The 21,984-nt window shown below is 69.5% G+C and carries 16 protein-coding genes; 8 read left to right on the top strand and 8 right to left on the bottom strand.

What is annotated here, in order from left to right; genetic code table 11:
- Nucleotides 1-6 precede the first annotated feature (6 nt).
- The 5 genes from ACYU7G_RS03750 to ACYU7G_RS03730 all read right to left on the bottom strand — a co-directional run bounded on the left by ACYU7G_RS03750 (nt 7) and on the right by ACYU7G_RS03730 (nt 6,647).
- A complete protein-coding gene (locus ACYU7G_RS03750) occupies nt 7-1,026 on the bottom strand; it encodes a glycosyltransferase (RefSeq protein ID WP_461104903.1) in 1,020 nt (339 codons plus the stop codon).
- A gap of 62 nt (nt 1,027-1,088) precedes the next feature.
- Complete coding sequence (locus ACYU7G_RS03745) at nt 1,089-1,967, bottom strand: ABC transporter ATP-binding protein (RefSeq protein ID WP_461104901.1); 879 nt, start codon at nt 1,965-1,967, stop codon at nt 1,089-1,091.
- A complete protein-coding gene (locus ACYU7G_RS03740) occupies nt 1,945-2,778 on the bottom strand; it encodes an ABC transporter permease (protein ID WP_461104899.1) in 834 nt (277 codons plus the stop codon). Before ACYU7G_RS03740 ends, ACYU7G_RS03745 begins: the two co-directional genes overlap by 23 nt.
- A 75-nt stretch (nt 2,779-2,853) precedes the next feature.
- A complete protein-coding gene (locus ACYU7G_RS03735) occupies nt 2,854-4,017 on the bottom strand; it encodes a glycosyltransferase (protein ID WP_461104897.1) in 1,164 nt (387 codons plus the stop codon).
- A 134-nt stretch (nt 4,018-4,151) separates the two neighbouring features.
- Entirely contained in the window at nt 4,152-6,647 is a 2,496-nt protein-coding gene (locus ACYU7G_RS03730) for a glycosyltransferase family 4 protein (protein WP_461104895.1), read from the bottom strand.
- 96 nt (nt 6,648-6,743) lie between these two features.
- Here ACYU7G_RS03730 and argG point away from each other — a divergent pair, with 96 nt between their 5' ends.
- The 8 genes from argG (at nt 6,744) to ACYU7G_RS03690 (ending at nt 17,988) form a co-directional block, all read left to right on the top strand.
- Complete coding sequence (argG, locus tag ACYU7G_RS03725; RefSeq protein WP_461104893.1) at nt 6,744-8,174, top strand: argininosuccinate synthase; 1,431 nt, start codon at nt 6,744-6,746, stop codon at nt 8,172-8,174.
- Between the two features lie 75 nt (nt 8,175-8,249).
- On the top strand, nt 8,250-8,612 hold the full coding sequence (locus ACYU7G_RS03720) for a hypothetical protein (protein WP_461104891.1): 363 nt from the start codon (nt 8,250-8,252) through the stop codon (nt 8,610-8,612).
- On the top strand, nt 8,609-9,799 hold the full coding sequence (locus ACYU7G_RS03715) for a glycosyltransferase (protein ID WP_461104889.1): 1,191 nt from the start codon (nt 8,609-8,611) through the stop codon (nt 9,797-9,799). Before ACYU7G_RS03720 ends, ACYU7G_RS03715 begins: the two co-directional genes overlap by 4 nt.
- Nucleotides 9,796-10,857, top strand: a complete 1,062-nt coding sequence (locus ACYU7G_RS03710) for a hypothetical protein (RefSeq protein WP_461104887.1) — start codon at nt 9,796-9,798, stop codon at nt 10,855-10,857. The genes ACYU7G_RS03715 and ACYU7G_RS03710 overlap by 4 nt, the downstream gene beginning before the upstream one ends.
- Nucleotides 10,858-10,991: 134 nt before the next feature.
- Nucleotides 10,992-13,598 (top strand): D-glucuronyl C5-epimerase family protein, encoded by a 2,607-nt coding sequence (locus tag ACYU7G_RS03705; RefSeq protein WP_461104885.1) that lies wholly within the window; start codon nt 10,992-10,994, stop codon nt 13,596-13,598.
- Nucleotides 13,599-13,727: 129 nt separating this feature from the next.
- Nucleotides 13,728-14,954 carry a UDP-N-acetyl-D-mannosamine dehydrogenase gene (wecC, locus tag ACYU7G_RS03700; RefSeq protein WP_461104883.1) on the top strand — a complete coding sequence of 409 codons (1,227 nt, stop codon included), beginning with the start codon at nt 13,728-13,730 and terminating at the stop codon, nt 14,952-14,954.
- Nucleotides 14,955-14,989: 35 nt separating this feature from the next.
- On the top strand, nt 14,990-15,847 hold the full coding sequence (locus tag ACYU7G_RS03695; protein WP_461104881.1) for a hypothetical protein: 858 nt from the start codon (nt 14,990-14,992) through the stop codon (nt 15,845-15,847).
- Nucleotides 15,844-17,988, top strand: coding sequence for a glycosyltransferase (locus ACYU7G_RS03690; RefSeq protein ID WP_461104879.1), 2,145 nt, complete (start codon nt 15,844-15,846; stop codon nt 17,986-17,988). Before ACYU7G_RS03695 ends, ACYU7G_RS03690 begins: the two co-directional genes overlap by 4 nt.
- On the opposite strand, the gene ACYU7G_RS03685 is transcribed toward ACYU7G_RS03690, so the two are convergent.
- Genes ACYU7G_RS03685 through wecB form a run of 3 tightly spaced genes read right to left on the bottom strand, consistent with a single transcriptional unit; the run spans nt 17,989 to nt 21,937 of the window.
- Nucleotides 17,989-20,049 carry a glycosyltransferase gene (locus ACYU7G_RS03685; RefSeq protein WP_461104877.1) on the bottom strand — a complete coding sequence of 687 codons (2,061 nt, stop codon included), beginning with the start codon at nt 20,047-20,049 and terminating at the stop codon, nt 17,989-17,991.
- Nucleotides 20,046-20,786: a hypothetical protein gene (locus ACYU7G_RS03680; RefSeq protein WP_461104875.1), complete on the bottom strand. Its 741-nt coding sequence runs from the start codon at nt 20,784-20,786 to the stop codon at nt 20,046-20,048. Before ACYU7G_RS03680 ends, ACYU7G_RS03685 begins: the two co-directional genes overlap by 4 nt.
- The gene (gene wecB, locus ACYU7G_RS03675; RefSeq protein ID WP_461104873.1) at nt 20,783-21,937 is read right to left on the bottom strand and encodes a non-hydrolyzing UDP-N-acetylglucosamine 2-epimerase; all 1,155 of its coding nucleotides are present in this window, start codon (nt 21,935-21,937) and stop codon (nt 20,783-20,785) included. The genes ACYU7G_RS03680 and wecB overlap by 4 nt, the downstream gene beginning before the upstream one ends.
- Between the last annotated feature and the right edge of the window lie 47 nt (nt 21,938-21,984).

The raw sequence follows: 21,984 nt of genomic DNA, 5'->3' as shown, positions 1-21,984 counted from the left end.
GACAGGTCAGAGCGACAGGATGCGGGCGGCGGCCTCGTCGTAGGTGTTGCGACGCGCCCGCGCCACCTCCCCCGCCTCCCGGGCCGCCTCGCGCAGCTGGGTGCGGAACGCGGGCTCGGCGGCGAATCGGCGCAGGGCCGTCGTCGTCTCCTCGACGGAGTCCACCACCACGCCGGCACCGGTGCGGTGCAGCAGTTCGGCCACCCGCGGCAGCGGCGTGGCCACCGTCGGCAGGCCGCAGGCCAGGTACTCGTAGATCTTCGACGGCATCGCCTCGGCGAACGCGGGCGTGTTGGCAAGCAGGCAGAAGCCGATGTCCGCGCCGTCGGCGATCTCCCAGGAGGTCCTGGGCTCTTGGCGGCCGTGGGCGACGACGTGGACGCAGTCGGGCTCGGCGAGCCGGGCCTCGAACCAGTCCCGGTCTGCCGCGGCGACGGGGCCGACGACGTCGAGCCGCCACGGCTCGGCGTCCCCGGAGGTGGCGGCGACGGCCTCCACCATGGTCCGCAGGCCGCGGGAGGTGCGGTTGTCCCCGATGTAGACGGCGCGCCAGGGCGCGTCGTCCGAGGGCTCCCCCAGTTCCGGCAGGAGCGTGAAGTCCGGCTCGTTGCGCATCACGAACCGGTCCCGGGCGGTGCGGGGCGGAACGTGCTCGTCGGCCACCAGCACCAGGTCTGCGCGCTGGATGAGTCGGTTGAGGAGGTGGACCGCCCCCTGCAGCACCTTGAGCAACGGCCCGGGCACCCAGCTGCGGTCCTTCAGCAGGGCGGCGTAGTCCTCGTGGACGTCCGCCACCCAGCGACGACGGCGCAGCCGAGCCGCCAGCCAGGCGGACAGCGAGGTGTCGGGGTCGATGGTGACGAGCACGTCGGCGCGTGCCCGGAACGGCCACGTCAGCGCCCGGCCGAGCCGGCTCAACTTGCCGGCGCGGGGGGCGGCGAACACGCGGCAACCCGCGGGCGCGAGCGAGGCGTCGCCGAGGCCGTGGACCTCCACCTCCGCCCCGGCGCGCAGCAGCGCCGCCACCGTCCGGTGCAGCCGTGCGTCGGCGACGTCGTGGCCGGTGGTGACGATGGCGACCGACGCGCTCAGAAGTCCTCCATGATGATCTTGTCGTCGCCCACCTTGAGGAACTCCAGGTAGCGCTCGCAGGTCTCCTTGGGATCGCCGCGGTGGATGAGCTTGCCCTTGTGGAGCCAGATCACCTCGTCGGAGAGTTCCTGGATGGTGGCGAGGGCGTGGGAGACGAGCAGCATGGTGCCGGCCGAGTCCATCAGCGAGGCCATCTTCTGGCCCGCCTTCTCCTTGAACTTGGCGTCGCCCGCGCTCAGGGCCTCGTCGATGATGAGGATGTCCGGGTGCATGTGCACGGCCACGGAGAACGCCAGCCGCGAGAACATGCCGGAGGAGTAGGTGCGCATCGGCATGTCGATGAAGTCACCCAGGTCCGCGAAGCCCGCGATCTCGTCGAACTTGTCGGTGACCTCGGCCCGCGTCAAGCCGGCGGCCATGCCGCCGAGCACCACGTTCTCGCGGCCGGTCAGGGCCGTGTTGAAACCGACGCCGAGCGCCAGCAGGGTGCTGACCTTGCCCCGGATCTCGATGCGGCCCTTGGTGGGCGGCAGGATGCCCGCCACCGCACGCATCAGCGTGGACTTGCCGGCGCCGTTGGCACCGATGATGCCGGTGCACTGGCCCTGCGGCACGTCGAAGGTGACACCCTTGAGGGCCTGCACCTCGCGGTAGTTGACCTTCTCCCCGCGGGCTCCCTTGACGAGGAAGTTCTTCAGGGAGTTCTTGCGCTCCAGGTTCACCTTGTAGGTGATGTGGAGGTCGTCGATGACAACCGCCTGGCCGCTGTGGTCGGTGTCCTGTGGGGGCGCGACGGAGGCGTCGGCCTCGGGCTCGGGCGCTCCCGGGTCCCGCTCCAGGTACTGGTTGGCTTCAGAGGCGGACAGCGAAATCACGCTCCCTAGAGATGAAGTAGAGGACCCCGACCACGAAGATGCCCACGGCCCAGGCCGACCCGATCAGGAGGTACTCCACCTGCGGGGCGTTGCCGCCGAGGATGTCGCCCCAGATGCCGAGGATCGAGAACAGCGGGTTCACGTTGGCGAACTGGCCGATGGCCGGCCCCACCCTGTCGAGGAACATCTCGGCGGTGAACAGCACCGGGGACAGGTACATCCAGATCCGGATGAAGTACGGCAGGAACTGCGCGGTATCGCGGAAGTAGACGTGCCACGTCGCGATGATGGAGCCGAGACCCACCGAGAACAGCGCGATCAGCAGCACGACGAACGGGATCCACAGCATGTGCCAGGTCCAGGCCCTGCCCGAGAGGGCGTGGATCACGAGGTAGACCAGCATCGTCGGCACGAACCGGCGCAGCGCCAGGTAGACGTTCGAGACGATCAGCAACTGCTTGGGGAAGTTCATGTTCAGGATCAGGGTGCCCGCGTTCGTGACCGACGTGGCGCACGACTGCACCGCACCCGACATCAGGAAGTAGAGGAACAGTCCTCCTGCGATGCCGGCGAAGGTGTCCATGCCGCCCGAGCCGCCGCGTCCGCTGATCACCATGATCAGAAGGAAGTACACCGCGGCCAGCAGCAGTGGGTTGATGATCAACCAGGCCTGCCCCAGCACGGTGTTGGTGTTGCCGGCGCGCATGTTGGTGTCGCTCAGCTCGCGCGCGAAGTCCAGCCGCTTGACCACCTCGCTGAAGTACTCGCGCAGGTTGGGCAGTCCCGCCTTGTGCGGCGTGTACACGCGCACGGCGGGCCCCTGCCCGGTCTTAGTCCTAGCCAATTTCTCGCCTCCCGAACCAGGAAGGGTGTGACCTGTTCACACCTACTCCTTCCCCGTCATCCGGATGATTTCGTCGTAGACCGTCAGCAGGCGGTCGGCGTCGGCATCCCAGCTCAGCGCAGGGCGTGCCGCTCTGACATTACTCACCAGTTTCCGATATCCACCCACCGCTTCGGAAATCGCGCGTACCAGCGAGTCGGGGTTCCCGGGTTCGTAGAGGGTCCCGAGGCCGTGCTCGCGGACCATCCGCCCGAGCTCCCCGACGTCGGTGGCAACCAGCGGGATTCCGAGGCTGACTGCGTGGAAGAGCTTGTTCGGCATCGCCAGTCGGTGGTTGAGCCACTTGTCGGAATGGGTAACGAGTGAAATCCCGCCGGCGACCAGCGTCTCCGAGGCCTCGGGCAGCGGCTTCGCGGGCAGCACCTCGACGTCGCCCCGGTCGAAGGTGCCGAGCCAGGTCTCGTCCGCGGGTCCCATCACGGTGATCGGAATGTCGACATAGCGGCTTGCGGTGGCGATGACCTCCAACTCGCGGAAGGCAGCGACGCGGCCCGCGTAGACGAGGGCCTTCGGCTCCTCCAGCGGCTCCGGGAGTTCCGCCGCCCGCGGGAAGCTGTTGTGGACGACGGTGACGTTGTCCCACCCGTACAGTTCGCGCAATGCGTCGGCGACGCCGTCGCCCACGGTGATGACCGCAGCGGCCCGGCCACCCCACTCGGCCTCCTCGCGCCGCTCGCGCCGGTCTGCCAGCGGCGTCGGGCGGTACTCCCGCGGCAGGCCGGGCCAGAATTCGTGCGAGTCGTAGACGAACGGGACGCCCCTCTCGGCGGCGAGGGTGTCAGCGGCGCGCAGGGCGGTGAAGTCGTGGGCGTGGACGACGTCGAACTCCCGGCCCCGCGCGTCGGCGATGGCGCCGTCGGCCCAGCGCCCGAACGAGGAACGGCGGTGCTGCGGCAGCAGGCCCCAGCGGGCGAACCGCACCGGCGCGGACAGCTTGCGTCCCTTCAGCGACGGCTGGCCCTCGGCTCGGAACACCGAGGACGTGCCGACACTGGAGACCGTGATGCCCTCACCTGCGTCGAAGCCCTCGGGGACCGAGCGGCCGATGACGTGGACGCTGTGGCCGGCGCCGACGAGGGTCCGCGCCTCCCGCAGCACGCGGGTGTCCGTGGCCACCGACGTGGCCACCAGCATCAGGATGCGCATGGAAGGCCACCCTGCCTTGCCCAGATTCCCTGAGGTACGAGCTTGCGAGCCTCGAAGGGGCTGGCGCTGGAGCCCTTCGAGGCTCGCCGCCGCTCGCACCTCAGGGAAACTGAGTGGGTCTGAGGCATGGACACTCAGAGTTCCATGAACTCGGCCAGCACCTTGGCGCTGTGGGTGCCGTCGTGCCAGATCTCGGCGTACTCGCGTCCCTTGCGGGAGAGTTCTGCGGCACCCTCGGGATCGGCCAGGACTCCCTCGAGCACTTCGCGGAGGTTCTGGGAGGTGGCCTCGACGATCGGGACGGCCCCGGGCAGCCGGTCACGGACGCGTTCGGCGACGTGCCCGATCACCACCTTGCCGCCGGCCATGGCCTCGACGGCTGTGATGCCGTAGTCGCCCAGGCGGACCTGGTCGATGACGATGTCGGCGCTCATCATGCGGTTGTGCATCTGCTCGCGGGTGAGGCCCTCGTCGCGGAGGTAGCGGATCCGCCCCTCGGCCTGCAGCTCCAAGCAGGTCTGGTCCACGGCGTCGGAGCCCTTCATCTTGTTCTTCGACGGCACGTGGAAGACCTTCGGGGCGCCGGATCCCGCCAGCGGGACGACGTCGCTGGACCACCACTGGGTGTCGACGACGATGGGCAGCCAGGCGGCGTCGGGCAGGTAGTCGCGCAGGTCCATCGTCGTGACGAACACGGGGCCGTCGAAGGCCAGCACGTGGGGCGTGATGGCCTCCACCTGGCGCTGCAGCGTGGCGGTGAGCTCGTCGGTGGGGTCCTGGAACGGCGAGTCGGGTTCCAGCGCGGCGTGCTTGGCGGGGTTGCGGATGTCCGAGCCGTGGAAGACCAGGCCCTGACGGATGCCCTGCTCGCGGAAGTAGTCGATCTCGTCGTGGAAGAACTTGCCGAACCTGGCCCCCACCATGGCGCGGGCGCTCTCGGTGAGGACGTGGGTCACCCGGTTCTCCAGCTTGCGGGACAGCGTCCGCTGCCAGTGCGGGGCCACCCACTGGTGGTAGGTGATGGTCTCGTCGACGGGGAACTTCAGCGGCCCCTCGCGGAACAGCCAGGCGGATTCGGCCATGGCGCGCGGGTGCTCCCGCATCAGGGAGGTGGCCCACAGCTGCGGCTGGCCGCCCGTGTTCGCGCAACCGATCCGGATGCGGGGCCGCGGCTCGAAGATCTCCGAGTCGGCCAGGGAGGCGCGCTGGCGCAGCATGTCGCGCCGGATCGCCGAGAGCTGGTCGTGCAGCCCGGCCGGGCGCAGGCCCTCCTTGGCGCGGGGCGAGGTGACGGACAGGCAGATCTCCTGGACGGTACCGGCGAACTCCTCGAAGGTGTGCTCGGCCACCAACTCGTCGGTGATCCTGGCGCGGTAGGAGTCCAGGTTTCCGAGCACCTTGCGCGTGGCCTCGACGATGGAGGCGGGGTTGGAGTGCTCGAAGACCTCGCCGATGCCCAGGCGGTTGATGCGCTCGGTGAGCCACTCCATGTTGGAGGTCAGGATGGGCAGCCGCGCCTGGACGGACTCGAAGTACTTGTTGGGGGCGGCCCAGTTGTGGTTGCCGACGGGCAGGAACGGGAAGATCGCCGCCGTCGCCGACGAGAGGTACTCGGCCACCTCGTGGGTGGGCGCGAACGGCACGAAGTGGACGCGGTCCCGGACGCCCAGGTCCTCGGCCTGCTTCTCCAACTCGATCACGTAGGAGCTGCTGCGGCGGGCGCCGATGGCCAGGTGGACGCCGTCCAGCTCCGGCAGCGCGGAGATCACGTCGTGGACGCCGCGGTGGTAGGACAGCCCGCCCGCGTAGACCAGCAGCGGGGCCTCCTCGTCGATCTCGAGGAAGTCCCGGATGGTCATCGGCTTCTCCACCGGCGGCAGTTGGCCGATCGGGGCGTTGGGGACCAGCGCCGGCTCCACGGGGAGGTCGTACTTCTCCTGCAGGAAGCGGGCGATGGGCTCACACACGGTGAACGTGGCGTCCAGCTGTCCGATGTACTCGCTCTCCAGCGCGGGGAAGCCCTCGGTGATGTTGGGGTCCTCGCTGGCGAGGCCGTAGACGTACTCGCGGGCGTCGTAGACGACGGCGGTGCGGTGCCCGCGGGAGCGGTGCACGGCGGCCACCTCGGTGGCCAGCGGCAGCAGGTGCACGTCGGTGACGATGACGTCGGGCTGCAGCTCGATCAGCTGGTTCTTCATGGCCGCGGTCATCACAGGCACCTGCGGCAGCGCCTTCTCCCAGAACTTGAGGGTGTCGTCCTCCTCCACCTTGGTGGGGGCCACCTTCTCCTTGAGCGCCTTCGCCTTGCGGCCGAGCGCGTCGGTGGCCGAGTCGACGCGGGCGACGACCTTGAGCACCTTCTGCGGCGGGCGGCGGCGCATGGTCAGGTGGAACGCCTTGCGCACCGCGCGATAGGTGAACGTGAGCGGCTTCTTCACCGCGGCCGGGGCGGCCGGCGTGCAGAGGATGTAGGGCATGCCCGCGATGGTCCCCGTCGGCGGGATGCCGCCGCCGAAGCCCACCATCGTCACCTTGTATCCGGCGGCGACCAGCGCCAGCCCGTTGCGGTGCGCGCGGGCGTCGATCTCGATGTTGTTGGGCAGGGCGATGACTGCATGCGGCTGCTGCATGTCTCTCCTCACTCGGCATGGTTCCCGCGGGGTCGGGATGGCGTGACAAGAGATCATCGTAGCCGCCGGAGGAACACCGCCCGCCCAACCACTAGAGTGGCCCCCGTGTCCAAAGTTCTGACCTCACTCCCAGTCGGCGAACGCGTCGGCATCGCCTTCTCCGGTGGCCTCGACACGTCGGTGGCCGTGGCCTGGATGCGCGAGGCCGGTGCGGTACCGTGCACCTACACCGCAGACATCGGCCAGTACGACGAGCCGGACATCGGCTCCGTGCCCGAACGCGCGCTGATCTACGGTGCGGAGCTGTCCCGCCTGGTGGACTGCCGCGTCGCGCTCGTCGAGGAGGGCCTGTCCGCGCTCGCGTGCGGCGCCTTCCACATCCGCTCGGCCGGCCGCGCCTACTTCAACACCACCCCCATCGGGCGTGCCGTCACCGGCACGATGCTGGTGCGCGCCATGGCCGAGGACGACGTGTCCATCTGGGGAGACGGCTCCACCTACAAGGGCAACGACATCGAGCGGTTCTACCGCTACGGCCTGATGGCCAACCCGGACCTGCGCATCTACAAGCCGTGGCTGGACAACGACTTCGTCACCCAGTTGGGCGGCCGCGACGAGATGAGCGTGTGGCTAACCGAGCGCGACCTCCCCTACCGGGACTCCAAGGAGAAGGCCTACTCCACCGACGCCAACATCTGGGGCGCCACCCACGAGGCCAAGACCCTCGAGGGGCTGGACGTCTCGCTGGAGACCGTCGAGCCCATCATGGGCGCCAAGTACTGGGACCCGGCCGTCAGCATCGACACCGAGGACGTCACCGTCTCCTTCGAGCAGGGCCGCCCCGTCGCCATCAACGGCAAGCGTCTCGACGCCGTCGAGCTCGTGCTGGAGGCCAACGCCATCGGCGGCCGCCACGGGCTGGGCATGAGCGACCAGATCGAGAACCGCATCATCGAGGCCAAGTCCCGCGGCATCTACGAGGCACCGGGCATGGCACTGCTGTGGATCGCCTACGAGCGGCTCCTGTCCGCCATCCACAACGAGGACACCCTCGCCAACTACCGTTCCGAGGGCCTTCGCCTCGGCCGCCTGCTGTACGAGGGCCGTTGGCTGGACCCGCAGTCGCTGATGCTGCGCGAGTCGCTGCAGCGCTGGGTGGCCTCCGCCGTCACCGGCGACGTGACGCTGCGCCTGCGCCGCGGCGATGACTACACCATCATGGACACCCGCGGCCCCGCCCTCAGCTACCAGGCGGAGAAGCTGTCCATGGAGCGCGTCGAGGACCAGGCCTTCAGCCCCATCGACCGCATCGGCCAGCTCACCATGCGCAACCTGGACATCGCGGACTCCCGCGAGAAGCTCGAGCTCTACGCCCAGCAGGGCACGCTGCTGGCCGGGCACGCCGAGCTGATCGGCAAGATCGAGCCCGGGCGCGCCCAGGCGATCGCCGAGCTCGGTTCGCCCGACGTGGACGACGACGTCGAGGCCGCCACCCTGCGCTCGGCGATGGACACCGGAACCGACTGATCCGCACGTGGCAGGTGGGGAGGTTGTTCCTCCCCACCACTACGCCGTCTGCTGCGGTTGGCTAGAGTGCCAGACGTGGAGGAACAGACGCAGCGTGGCAGTTCGGACCATCTGGCCGCACTGACGGCCACGGAGTTGACCGTGGCCAGGGAACAGCTGGCCCAGGCCGGACGGGTCATCGAGGAGTTACGGGCCGACGCCATCGCGCTCGCCACCCGGGTGGACGAGGCGCGCTCGGAGGCCGAGGCGCTGCGCGTGGAGGCCGAGACCGCCCGGCAGGAAGCGGCCGCGGAGTCCGACGAGGTGGACCGCCTCAGGGCACAGGTCACCCAGTTCGAGGCACACGTCGCCCGCCTCAAGCAGCAGATCCAGGCGCCCGGCAAGCTGATGGTGAAGAAGGCGCTGCGCCGCGGGCAGTTCAAGCCGGACGCCTCATGACGGAGCACCACCCCTCCCTCCCCGACGACGTGCAGGACCACCTCAGGACGCGGCACGACTTCGTGGTGCTGGCCGTCACCTACCCGTACCGCTGGCGGACCGGTTCCGAGTTCGTCCGGCGCCGGGTTGAGGCCTACGCCGCAGCCGGCCTGAACGGCATCGTCGTCGACTACTCCCCCCTGAACGTGGCCGCCCCAGAGGTGGTGGCCGACGCGGCGGCCCCCGTCGTGGCGATCCGCCCCTCCGACCTCCCGCAGGCCCTCGACGCGCTCGCGGCCTCGGGCTCACGGGTACTGGCCCACTCGCCCACCCCGGTGGCCATCGAAGAACTGCGGGCGCGGGTCCCGGGCGAGCGGCTGGCCACCTGGTTCCACGGCTACGAGGTGCGGGACTACCGCCGCCTGCACGGCAACAGCACCACGATGGAGATGATGGCGATCCGCCACATCCGCGACGCCCAGAACGCGGATCGGTTCCGCGCCGCAGGCCCCCTCTTCGCCGACGAGGCGATCACGAAGGTGTTCGTCTCCCGGACCCAACAGCGCTACTCCGAGTTCGACGTCGGCACAGCCGCCAGGAACGTCGAGGTCATCCCCAACGTCATCGACACCGATGTCTACCGGGCGCGTGTCCGCCAACCGGAGGAGGCCCGCAGGATCCTCCTGCTGCGGAGCTTCGCCACCCACAACTACGGCAGCGACATCGCCGTTCGCGCCATCGACATCTGCTCCCAGCGCGACGGCTTCCAGGACCTCGAGTTCACCGTCCGCGGCTACGGGACCCTGTTCGCCGACACGGTCCGGCCGCTGCGGCGGCTGGACAACGTCATTGTCGAGGAAGGGTTCTCCAGCCCGGCCCAGATGGCCTCCCTCTACGACACGCACGGCATCTCCCTCGTCCCGACCCGCTACGACACGCAGGGTGTGATGCTCGGTGAGGCGATGGCCAGCGGCGCGGTCACCATCACCAACCCCGTGGCCGCCGTGCCCGAGTTCACCGACACCACCTGCAGCCTGCTGCCCCGCGGCAACGACCCCTGGGCGTTCGCCGACGCACTGTGGAGCTTGGTGGAAGCGCCCGACCGGCTGCCCGACCTGTCCCGCGCCGCCGCCGAGCGTGCCGCCGCCCAGTGCGGGCCGACGGCGACGACTCAGCGGGAACTCGAACTGCTCGGGAGGCTGTCATGACGCTCCACACGCCGGTTGTCGTCACTGACGACGAGGCCGTCGCCGCCGCTGCCCGTGACCGCCACTGGCCGGTGGTCCGTCGGGTGGACGCCGCCCTCCGCCTGACGGGGGTGCGCCAGCAGGCACCGTTGCCGGAGGACCGCATGGACATCGCGTCGGGATCCCTCTCTGGCGCGAGTGCGGCCGGTTGGAAGTTCGTGCTGGACTGGATCGCCAAGCACGTCCACAAGCCGCTGCTCGTCACCGCTCCCGACTCGTGGGCCGCGGACCTGGCGCGCTGGGCCGGCGCGTCCCGGAACTGGCCCACCAGGTTCGCCGACCGCCTCGACGACCTCCCCTCGCAGGCCCTCCTCGAGGAGCCCCGTCACCCCGCACCGTCCACCTCGCCCCGCACCCCCGGGACGGTCCGCGCCCTGGTGGTGGCCCACGACCCGTCGTCCCAGCGGGCGAGGTTCTGGCTGGAGGCGTCACGCTCCTCGGAGTCGGTGGCGGTGGACCTCGTCGCCCCCGTCGCGTGCGACGGGGCCACCCGCGTCCACGTGGTGCCGGACTTCGGAGCCGCGAACCTGGCACCCGGCACGGGAGCCATCGATCCCGTCGCGGCGCTGGCGCTCGAGCGGGCGGCGGAGAGCCCCTACGACCCGCTCCTGACCGAGGCGGGCAGCTGGCAACTGGCCCTGGAGCGCTGGTTCGAGGGGAGGGACGACCACTACGACGTCGTCGTCATCACCGGCCCACCGATGGCGCCGTTCGGGTTCGCGGCCTGGGCCCAGCGGGTCTGGTACGCCAGGACTGTGCTGGACCACTCGAGCATGCGGGCCGACGCCCCGGACCCGGCGGTGCGTGAGCAGCAGGAGTACTGGGAGCGCGGCTGGAACCTGGCCGCCACCGTCGTCACCGGACCGGACGGAGGGGTCGCGCGACGTGTGGTCGCCTCGGGTCCCGGGGCGCGCGTCGAAGTGATCGACTCGCATCGAACCGCGCTCGACCTGCTCCTCGCCCTGGCGGACCACGGCAGGCCGGATGCGTCACCGTCCGGACCTGAAGCCGAGGATTAGGGTTCGCGCTCTCGAATCGCCGCGGAACCGTCCCCTAACCTGGCGTGCGAGCGGGCGCAGGTAGTATCGCGCAGGTAGTCCAACGGCATCCGGGCACTCCGGGCCCCGACATCAACTGGCGGTCTTCCCACACCATGAACACACGTCGCGCAAAACTGCTCCCACTCCTGTTCGCAGCCGTGCTCGGCCTGATAGGCGGCTTCGTGGCACAGCCCGTGCCCGCCTCGGCCGAGGTGCACCCGTACACCACCCCCGGCCAGAGATGGTTCAACGACCGGCTCTGGAACACCGTGTGCAACCAGTACTCCACCACCGTCACCAGGTGCCGGGCGGAGATCATGGCCACCCAGGCCCGGGTGGTGGACGGCAAGTACCAACTGGTCAACGAGTTCGTCTTCAACAACCTGACCTACCTGCCCTCCAACGGCGCCAACTGGCGGGACAAGAACACCGGCGAGATCAACCCCCTCGCCCGGGACGGCCAGTTCACCGGGACTGACGGCCGGCTCTGGAAGACCGAGTGCGCCACGGAGTGGACCGGGCAGAACGGCTGCCGTTCCTTCACCTACGCCACCGTCGTCAACGCCACCAAGGGCGCGGACGGCGCCTGGGTGTTCACCCCGGAGAACAAGTGGGTGTTCAACAACGTCGTGCAGTTCGTGCCCGGCACCAGGCCCATCCCGCGCCAGTACGACAACCCGTGCGACGCTCCCCCGCCGGCCGGCTTCACGTTCACCCGGGAGGGCCGTCCGCACGTCATCAAGCCCGGCTACGAGCCCGCGGACCACTACAACCCCATCTCGCTGGCGAACTTCATCAAGGTCTCCCTGCGCTCCACCACGCTTTCCGACGCCGACCGGCTGTGCTTCGCGCTCCTCGGCGCCGAGCACCTGATCGACGGCGGCAAGGAGCGCACCTACCAGGGCCGCAAGAGCCTGTGGTTCCCCTACCCGTTCGGCTTCAGCGCCAACCCCAGCCTCGAGCCGCTGGGCACCGGCTGGTACTCCGGCCTCGGGCAGGCCGGCGCCATGACGGCCTTCATGGAACTCGCCGACTTCACCGGCAACTCCAAGTGGTACGACTACGCCGAGCAGATCTTCGAGTCCTATTTCATCCCGTTCGACCAGGGTGGCTTCACCAACCGTGACGGCAAGGGATTCCTGTGGTTCGAGGAGTACCCCACCGAGCCCATCCCCACCACCGTCTACAACGGGCACTTCCAGAACGTGCTGGGCCTGTACTCGTGGGCCACCCACACCGGCAGCAGGAGCACCGGGGACCAGCGCGCCTGGAACCTCTACGACGAGGCCATCGCCGCCCTGCGCGTCGAGGTCCCGAAGATGCGGATCCCGATCGACGGCGGAACCATGTCCTCCTACGACATGGTCCGCGGCTACCCGGCCGCCCCGTTGCGCGCCGTCGCAGTGGAGCCGACCCCCGAGCCGACGCCGACCCCGACCGCATCCCCGACCCCCTCGGTCTCGCCCTCACCGGAGCCGTCCTCGACCCCCACTGCGGAGCCGACCCAGGAACCGACCGGCGAACCCACGCAGGAGCCGACGGGCGCAACCACCGGGGAACCCACGCAGCAACCGACCGGCGAACCGACCGAGGATCCCACCCAGGAACCGACCGCGACTGACCCCGAGGAGACCCCGGCGGGTGCGGGGGTTCGTTCGCTGGCAGGAACCAAGATCACAGACACGCTGCTCAATGGCAAGAAGCTCGGCAACAACCTGCCGATCGGTACGCAGGCGAACCTCTCGGGCAACCTCCTGCTGAACCACAACTTCGCCGACTCCAACAAGGACGGCACCCCGGACAGCTGGACCGTGATCAACCGCAACACCAGCGCGATCCGCTTCGACGGACGCTGGATGGGTATCCGGCCGCAGGGTGCCGGCAAGGGCTGGGCAGGCGTCGAGCAGGTCATCGACGTGAGCCCGGCGATCGCCGGCAAGACCCTCTCGCTGTCGTTCGAGTCCAGGCTCCAGATCACGGCGGGCCAGTCCGGCACCGGCGGCAAGGTGCCCGTCTACTCGATCTGCCCGGGACCCAACAACACCACTGTGAGCACCCTGATCCACGAGAACGCCAAGAACCGCACGAAGGACGCGGCCTGGTCGAGCACGTCGTTCAAGGCTCCGGCCGTCGGCTGCAAGATGCGGATCCAGTTCCTCACCTACAGCTACGCGGTGACCAACACCACCGCCTGGTACACCAACGCGGCCCTCCGGATCGCGGAGAACCAGGGCCAAACACTCACTCCGTCCTACGACATGTCGGTGCGCACCACGCCCGAGAACGTCCTCAAGCTGAAGGGCACCGGTGCCGTCGAGGTCCAGGCCTACGACGGTGGCCGCTGGCACGCCATCGACCGGGTCAACCTGTCCGCAGCAGGTGCGAGCGTCACCATCCCCGAGCAGTACACGGGCCGCAACGTGAACATCAACTACCACGACGGCCACATCTCCGAGTTGCAGCGCATCGCCTGCCACTCCGGGGTCCGGCTCTTCGACACCATCGCCGAGGAACTCAGCCACACCGCCACCAAGCCCTACGACGCCGGGCTGTTCGACCGCACGGTCAACGGAAGGCGCAGCTGCGCCCCCGAGACCATGGTCCTGGCGATGGGCGAGGAGGTCATCGAGGTGGCTGCGGAGGTGGAGCCGATGGAGGTCACTCCGGCGGCCGTGCCGATGTCCATGGAACACGATGAGGAAGCCCCCGAGGACCGCTGAGGCCCCACCCGCGTGGCGAGCCACGTTGGGTGATGCCGTGGGCGGGCGTTAGGCTGGATCGAATCAGTCGGCGCCGCACGGCATCACCCTGCGCGGACCCGCCCGACACCCAACTTGCAGGAGAACAGTGTGACGAACCCGGATGTATGTGTTGTCGGTCTGGGATACATCGGTCTGCCGACGGCCGCGATCTTCGCCCACAAGGGTTTGAAGGTCCACGGCGTGGACGTGAACCCCAGGACCGTCGAGGCCATCGCCTCGGGACGCGTCCCCTTCGTGGAGCCAGACCTGGGCGGCTACGTGGAGCGGGGCGTGGCCGAGGGAAGGCTGACCGCCTCGGTGGACCCGGTTCCCGCCAGCACCTACATCATCGCCGTCCCCACCCCGTTCAACCCGGACCGCAGCGCTGACCTCAGCTACATCGAGGCGGCAACCAGGGCCGTCGCCAAGCACCTCACCGGCGACGAGCTGCTCATCCTCGAGTCCACCTCCCCGCCCGGGGCCACGCAGCACATGGCCGACGTGGTGGCCGAGGAACGTCCGGACCTGACCGGCTCCTCGCTCAAGTTCGCCCACTGTCCCGAGCGTGTGCTCCCCGGCCGCGTGATGGTGGAGCTGGTGGAGAACGACCGCATCGTGGGCGGCATCACTCCGGAGGCGGCGGAAGCCGCGAAGGAGCTCTACGAGGTCTTCTGCAAGGGCGAGATCCTGCTGACCGACGCCACGACTGCCGAGATGGCCAAGCTGGTGGAGAACAGCTTCCGCGACGTGAACATCGCCTTCGCCAACGAGCTGTCGGTGATCTGCGACGAGTTGGGCATCGACGTCTGGGAGCTCATCGAGCTCGCCAACCACCACCCCCGCGTCAACATCCTGCAGCCCGGCCCGGGCGTCGGCGGCCACTGCATCGCCGTGGACCCGTGGTTCATCGTGGCGGCCGTGCCCGAGAAGTCCAGGCTGATCAGGATGGCCCGCGACGTCAACGACGGCAAGCCCCACTGGGTGATGGACCAGGTCCGCGCCGCCACCGAGGGTGCCGCCGCCCCCGTGGTGGCGATGCTCGGCCTGGCCTTCAAGCCGAACATCGACGACCTGCGCGAGTCCCCGGCGCTGGCGATCGTGCGTGACTACGCCGCGGACCACCCCGAGTCCCGCGTCCTGGCCGTCGAGCCGCACGTCGAGGAACTGCCGGCCAAGCTCGCCAACCTCAACAACGTCACCCTCACCCCCACCGAGCAGGCCATCGAGGAGGCCGACGTGATCGTGGTACTGGTGGACCACGACGCGTTCCGCGGCATCCCCGCGGACCGGCTCGAGGGCAAGCGCGTGGTGGACACCAAGGGCCTCTGGCGCTGACCCTCCCCCGAGGCCGGCGAGAAAGGTCGCGATCCATGAGACGAGTCACTCCCGTGGTGGCCGCCACCATGCTGCTGGTGCTGGCCGCGGCCGCGCTGGGAGGCGTCCAACTGCTCCTGCTGGACCTGCCACTGGCGGGTCTGGCCGTGTGCCTCGTCGGCGTGGCCGTCGTGGTCCTCACCTGGAAGCTGCAGGTCACCGCGAGCACGGCCAAGGACGTCCAGCGACGCCTCAAGTTGCTGGCCCACCAGCTGGACCGGCCCGTCCCGGCACCCCCGAAGCCCGCACCGGCGCCGCCGGCCGAGCCCGTCCGCACCGTTGCTGAAAAGCTGACCGAGGTGGGGACGTTCACCGCCGAGCGCAGCGTGGCGACCGACAGCACGGGGCGGGTGGCCGCAGCCACCACCACTGACGCGGACGCGCCCTTCCGGCTGTTCGCGGCGACGAACGGGATGGGCGCCCCCGAGGTCTCCCCCGTCACCCGCAACGCGATCGCCCTCGTGGGATCGGACGCGCTCGCCGCCCACCTGGCCGCGCACGGCACCGTCCACCGACTCCACCCCAGCATGAGCGCCGCCGAACTCGAGTACTCCCGCCCCACGTCGCTGGTGATCGAGGAGGACTCCCTCGCGTCGGGCCCCTGGGCCGGGGCCCTCGACCCGCACGGGGCGAGCCTGCTGCTCGAACTGCGCGTCGCGATGGCCTGGATGCGTCGCAACACCGGCTCCATCTACGTGCTCCCGGCCACCGGGATCAGAGGCGTCGCGGCCGACGCCCTGCGCGCGGACACCAACGTCATCGACGAGGCCCTCGTCGAGGCGCAGGGCCCCGACCCCGCACCCTCCCTCCTGACCGGGCTCCACGCCTACCGGCTGCAGGGTGACGCCTCGTGAGCGAACGCCAGGTCGTCCTCTACGGCGACGTGAACCTCAACATCATCGACGGCTCGGCCATCTGGCTGGTCTCCCTCGCGGAGACCCTCGCACTGACCAACTCCACCGTCCACGTGGTGTTGAAGGCACAGGTCTCCACGGACAGGTTGCTGACCCGGATCTCGGACCACCCCAGGATCGTCGTCCACCCGGCGGTCCCCACCGGGGGCATGGCGGCGATGTCACTCGACGACGCCGCGGCGAGGCTCGAGGACGTCATCACCGCCACCGGGGCCCGGATCCTGGTGGTGCGCGGCAGCGCCATGGCCGAACGGGCCACCCGCTCGAGCCTGCTGTCCGAGCGACTGTGGAGCTACGTCACCGACTTCCCCTTCCCCGCCACGCTGATGCCGGCCGAGCAGCTCGCCCGCCTGCGCCGGATCGCAGCCGGGTCCCAGCGGCTGTTCCTCCAGACCGAGGACACCCGCTCCTACGTGGAGGCCATCGTCCCCGAGGCTGCCGGCAAGTGCCTCCTGATGAACCCGACGGTGCCCGACGACTACTTCGTGGCCCCCCGCACCGACGACGTCGGCGAGGAACTGCGCCTGGTCTACTCGGGCAAGCTCCACCCGGAGTGGCGCACCTTGGACATGACGGCCCTGCCGGCGCTGCTCGGCGAGCGCGACTGCCCCGCCTCCCTGACCGTGCTCGGCGACAAGGTCCAGTCAGCCGATCCCGAGTGGATCACGGATATGCAGGAAACACTCGAGGCACCACCGGTGGGCGTCACGTGGCGCGGTGGCGTGCCCCGCGAGGAGGCACTGAAAGCCGTCGCCGCGCACGATGTCGGGCTCAGCTGGCGTTCCACGGCCATGGACTCAAGCCTGGAGCTGTCCACCAAGGTGCTCGAGTACGCCGCCGCCGGGACCCCACCGCTGCTGAACCGGACCGCCGCGCACGAGCGGCTGTTCGGATCCGACTACCCGCTGTTCGTCTCCGACGACGCCACCGACGTCACCGAGGTGCTGGTCCGTGCGCGCGAGCTGGTCCCCGGCCTGCGCGGGCGGGTGCAGGAGGCCGTCAGGAGCTACTCCAGCACGGCGACCGCCGAACGCTTCGAGGCGTACTTCGCGCGCAGCGAGCCCGAGCTCGACACCCACCCGCTGCGGGCGGCCCCCGTCCGAGTGGTGATCGCCAGCCACGACCTGAAGTTCACCGGCGAGCTGGTGGCCAGCCTGACGGCCCGCGCCGACGTCGAACTGCGCTTCGACCAGTGGGCCACCCTAGACGACCACGACGAGGAGCTGTCCCGGGAACTGCTGGCCTGGGCGGACGTGGTCCTGTGCGAGTGGGCCGGCCCCGTGGCCGTCTGGTACTCGCAGCGCAAGCGGCCGGGGCAGCGCCTGCTGGTCCGCCTGCACCGCTTCGAGCTGACCGCCCCCTGGATCACCGACGTCGACATCGACGCGGTGGACGCGGTCATCACGGTTTCCGAGTACTACCGGCAGCTGACCCACGAGACGCTGGGATGGCCGGAGGACAAGGTGCACTGCATCTCCAACGTCGTCGACCTCCCCGACTTCGACCGTCCGAAGGTGCCGGGGGCGGAGTTCGCGCTGGGGCTGGTGGGGATCGTCCCCTTCCGCAAGCGGCCGGACCGTGCCCTCGACCTGCTGGAACGACTGCTCGATCACGACCGCCGGTACCGCCTCCACGTCAAGGGTCGCCCACCGTGGGAGTACCCCTGGACGTGGCGGGACTGGACCGAACGGGACCCCTACCTCGACTTCTACGACCGCGTCGGCAGCACGCCCGGCCTGGCCGAGCGCGTCGTGTTCGAGCCGTTCGGGGCGGACATCGCCAACTGGATGCGCCGCATCGGCTGGGTACTGTCCCCATCCACCGACGAGAGCTTCCACCTGGCGCCCGCCGAGGGCATGGCTTCGGGGGCGGTTCCCCTGTTCTGGCCACGGCCCGGGGTGGAGACGATCTTCGGCCCAGACCACGTGTTCCCCGACGTGGACGCGATGGCGGAGTTCGTCATCTCGCTCAACGCGGACCCGGGGCTGAAGCTCTCACACCAGCGCGCCGTGCGGGAGTTCGCGCGGCGGTTCGACCCGCGAGCGGTCGAGAGGCAGTGGCTGGAGCTGCTGCTGGGCTGATCAGCCCAGCCGGGCGACGATCTGCGCGACGGTTGCGGCGATCGAGTCCTCGTCGTCGGCCACCGACTCGAAGTCGAAGTCCAGCTCCGACATCGGCGAGCCGGGCTCGACGAGGGCCCAGATGGGGCGCCCAGAACCGCGGTAGTCGCTGACCTTGGACGGCAGGTACGGGTTGACGCTCATGGCATCCCCGACCACCGTGTCAGCCACCAACAGTACGTCCAGCCGGGTGGTCATGTTGAGGAACTCGAAGTACGGCAGGTAGGGCGCGACGGTGACGTTGGCGGAGCTCGGCCGCGACGCGAGGGACTTGTCCGTCCCGGCCACGTCCCCGGTGAACACGTGCAGGTGGATGCGCGCCCGCAGCGACTCGTCCAGCGCGTCGAGGGCCTCCAGCACCGGCCCGAGGCCCCGGTTGGGGTAGAAGTTTCCGAAGTAGCCGATGTTGACCACACCGTCGGGCAGTTCTCCCTGGCTCCGGTGGGAGGTGTAGGCGGTTGGGCGGGGCTGCGGGTGAGGGGAAATCAGGGCCTTGCCCTCGACCAGACGCGAAAGGTCCGGGTCGTCCCAGCGCTCCAGCATGACCCGCATCTGGTTGGAGTTGGTGAACAGCAGTTCGTCGGCCAGGACCATGGCCACGGCCTCGACGAGGGCGAACGTGGAGGGGATCGTGAGGCCGCCGAAGCCACGGGCGGCCAGGGCAGCCCTGAGCTCGGTGGTGACCACGTCGTCGACGACCGGTGAGGGCCGCTCCCCGCCGTCGGTGCTGAACCTCATGGGATCGGAGAACTCGGCCGTCCACTCGACGCTCCAGTGGCGGAGCTTGAACAGGGCCGCGGCGGCGTGGGAGCCGGCCCACAGGGCCCGCGAGTACACCCGTCGGTACCCCTTGCGCCGGTGCTCCCGCTCCGCCACCAGCAACGCGTCGACGGCGAAGATGGACAGCGCCGCACCGGAGGCGAAGCTCACCGGGCAGGACAACTCATGGTGGGTGTCCACGACGGCCGCACTCAGTTGCGGCAGTTGGTAGTCCTTGTTGCGGACCCGCCCCATGTCGTTGGAGATCACGTCGGTGACCCGCCCGCGCTCCACCAGCCTCTTCGCGGCGACGACGGCGCTGGTGTCGCTGGCCGGCGCGAACGCGTAGAGGAACGCCAGGTCCTCCGCGATGCCCAGGTTGAACACGCCGTCGGGGAAACGCTTGAACTTGGCGTCGTGGACGGCCGTCAGCGCCTTCCCACGGCCCTCCGGGTTTGCGGCCACCCACCGCTTCACGGACTGCGCCTGGGAGCGCATCAGGTACTGCCTGGTGGAGTCGGCCTTGCCGCCCTCGGGCAGGTCGAGGTCGTCCAGGTGCTTGATGCAGGCCAGGCGCTGGGTGACCATGAAGTCGAACGACTCGGTCTGCCTGGACACGGAGCCGGGCCGCACCTGGCGCACGTAGTGGGCGTCGTCGCCGTAGACGAAGATCGCCTCCAGGTCCTCGCCCAGATAGCCGGCGAAGTAGACGAGGTCCTCCCCGCTGCGCAGCCCCGTGTCGTAGGAGTGGCGGAGCGCGACGGTGCGCGGGACCAGTTTGCAGGCGTTGAAGGAGAGCACCCAGGGCAGTGTGTCGAGAGGCGCCACCTGGCCCGCGTAGGCCTTCGTGTTGTTTCCGTAGCGGCTCGTCTCGTACTCGCCCGTTTCCTGGTCCTGGTCGATGAGCGGGAGGACCACGACGCGGTCGGGCGCCACCTCCTCGAGGCCGAGCCGGACGAACTCGGGCTGGAGCCAGTCGTCGTCGTCGAGGAACGTGAGGTACTGGCCCCGTGCCGCGCTCACGCCGTGGTTGCGTGCCCGGCCGGCCCCGGTGACGTCCAGGAACTCGACCCGCAATTGCAGTTGCGGGTGTTGGCCGCGCACCTCCTCGACGAGGGCCGCGTACCCGTCGGCGGGTCCGTTGACCACGACGACCGCTTCGAAGCGTCCGGGGTCGGCCGTCTGAGCTGCCAGGGACGCCAGCGCCGTCCCCAACCGTTCCGGACCCTTGAAGGTCGGGATGACGATGGAGAGTTCGGTCATCGGCGCAGTCGCCTCCTGAGGTTCCAGTACTTGATGGTGGTCCTGCCGAGCAGCGAACGGGAGAGGTTGCGGTAGCGGGTCCTGAGGTTGGCCAGTTCGGCCCCGCGCGCGTGGTGGTTCGCCTCCAGTGCCGCCAACTGACCCGAGAGGGTGGCGATCCGTGCATTCAGCTCTGCTCGCTCGGCATCTGCCGGGCGCGGCGCCGAGCCCCGTGCCGCGTCGGCGTGCAACAGGTCACGCTGGCTGCGGATCAACGGTTCCACACCGGTCCGCAGACCCGTCAGGAGCGGCCCTACACCGACGTCACCCGCGATCGGACGCCTGAACCCGGTGACGAACCGGCCGCGGCGGGTCGCCACCCGGTCCACGGACATCGCCGGGAGGTCGACCTCGGCCAACGTCTCCAGGACCACGAGGCAGTGCTGGGTGGAGATGATGGTCAGGTCCTCGATCTCCTCGCCCCCCAGGAACCGTTCAGCCGCGGCGATCCAGCTCTCGGGGCGGGTGTCGACGACGGTCACCCCACCCCACTCCACGTCGAGGGCGTCGAGGTCCGTGAGGGAGTCGACCACGGCCGCACCACCGGAGAACATGTGCTCCCCGAAGGTCCGGCGGTGGTACTCGTCCACCACGAACGCACGCCGGGCGCTGCCGCCCGGCACCGTGGCCGGCTCCACAGCGCTGAGCAGTCCGGCACGGGTCAGGTAGGGGGACAGTTCCGCGGGTTCTTCGCTCATCTCTCCTGCTCGACTCCGAACTCGGGCTGCCGGGCCCCCACCCCGAGCAGTTCGGCGATGGCGGCGACGCAGCGCTCGGCCGCACGTCCGTCGCCGTAGGGGTTAACAGCTCGGCTCATGCCGGCGTAGGCGTCCTGGTCCTCGATCAGTCGGGCGGTCTCCTCCACGATCCGCTCCTTGTCGGTGCCGATCAGCTTCACGGTCCCGGCGTCGACGGCCTCGGGGCGCTCCGTGTTCTCCCGCAGGACGAGGACTGGCTTGCCGAAGCTCGGGGCCTCCTCCTGGACACCGCCGGAATCCGTCAGGATCACGTCCGCCCAGCGCTGGGCGTGGACGAACTCCGGATAGTCGAGCGGCTCGGTCACCACGACGTTGTCCAGACCCGCGACACGGGGCAGGACCGCTTCTCGGACGCGGGGGTTCTTGTGCGCCGGGAACACGAACAGGTGCCCCGGGAAGCGTTGCGCGAGTTCGGCCACGGCCTGGCCGATGTGTTCCATCGGCTCTCCCCAGTTCTCCCGGCGGTGCGTGGTCAGCAGCACCATGGGCCGCTTCGCGGCCTTCGCCTCCGCCAGTCGGGGGTCCTTGAACTCGACCTCGTGCCGGGCCGTCCACTCCAACGCGTCAATGACGGTGTTGCCGGTCACGGTGATGATGGACGGGTCGAACGCCTCCCGCAGCAGGTTGTCCCGCGATGCGGCGGTCGGTGCGAGGTGAAGTGCCGTCACCTGTCCCGCGAGCAGTCGGTTGCCCTCCTCGGGGAACGGGGAGTTGATGTCCCCGGAGCGCAGCCCGGCCTCCAGGTGCACCACGGGAATCTGCGAGTAGAAGCAGGTGATGGCTGCCATCGCCACGGTGCTGGTGTCACCCTGCACCACCACGACGTCGGGGGCGAGATCCGCGAGCGCCTGCGGCAGTCGGTCCAGGATCCGCGAGGCCAGTTCGGTCAGGGACTGCCCCGGGTTGAACACGTTGAGGTCCAGGTCCGGGGTGATGCCGAACCACTCGTTGACCTGGTCCAGCATCTCGCGGTGCTGCCCGGTGGACACGACCACCGGCTCGAGAACGTCCGACGCCTCGAGAGCCTTGATCAGCGGAGCCATCTTCACCGCCTCGGGACGGGTGCCGTAGATGACCATGACGCGTCTCATGTTTGGTGTCTCCTCCTCATTGCTGCCCCGGGAATGCAGCCTAGCCG

This window comes from Tessaracoccus terricola (assembly GCF_054776555.1).
Note: the sequence above shows the minus strand (reverse complement) of the source record. Positions and strands in the feature narration are given on the sequence as shown.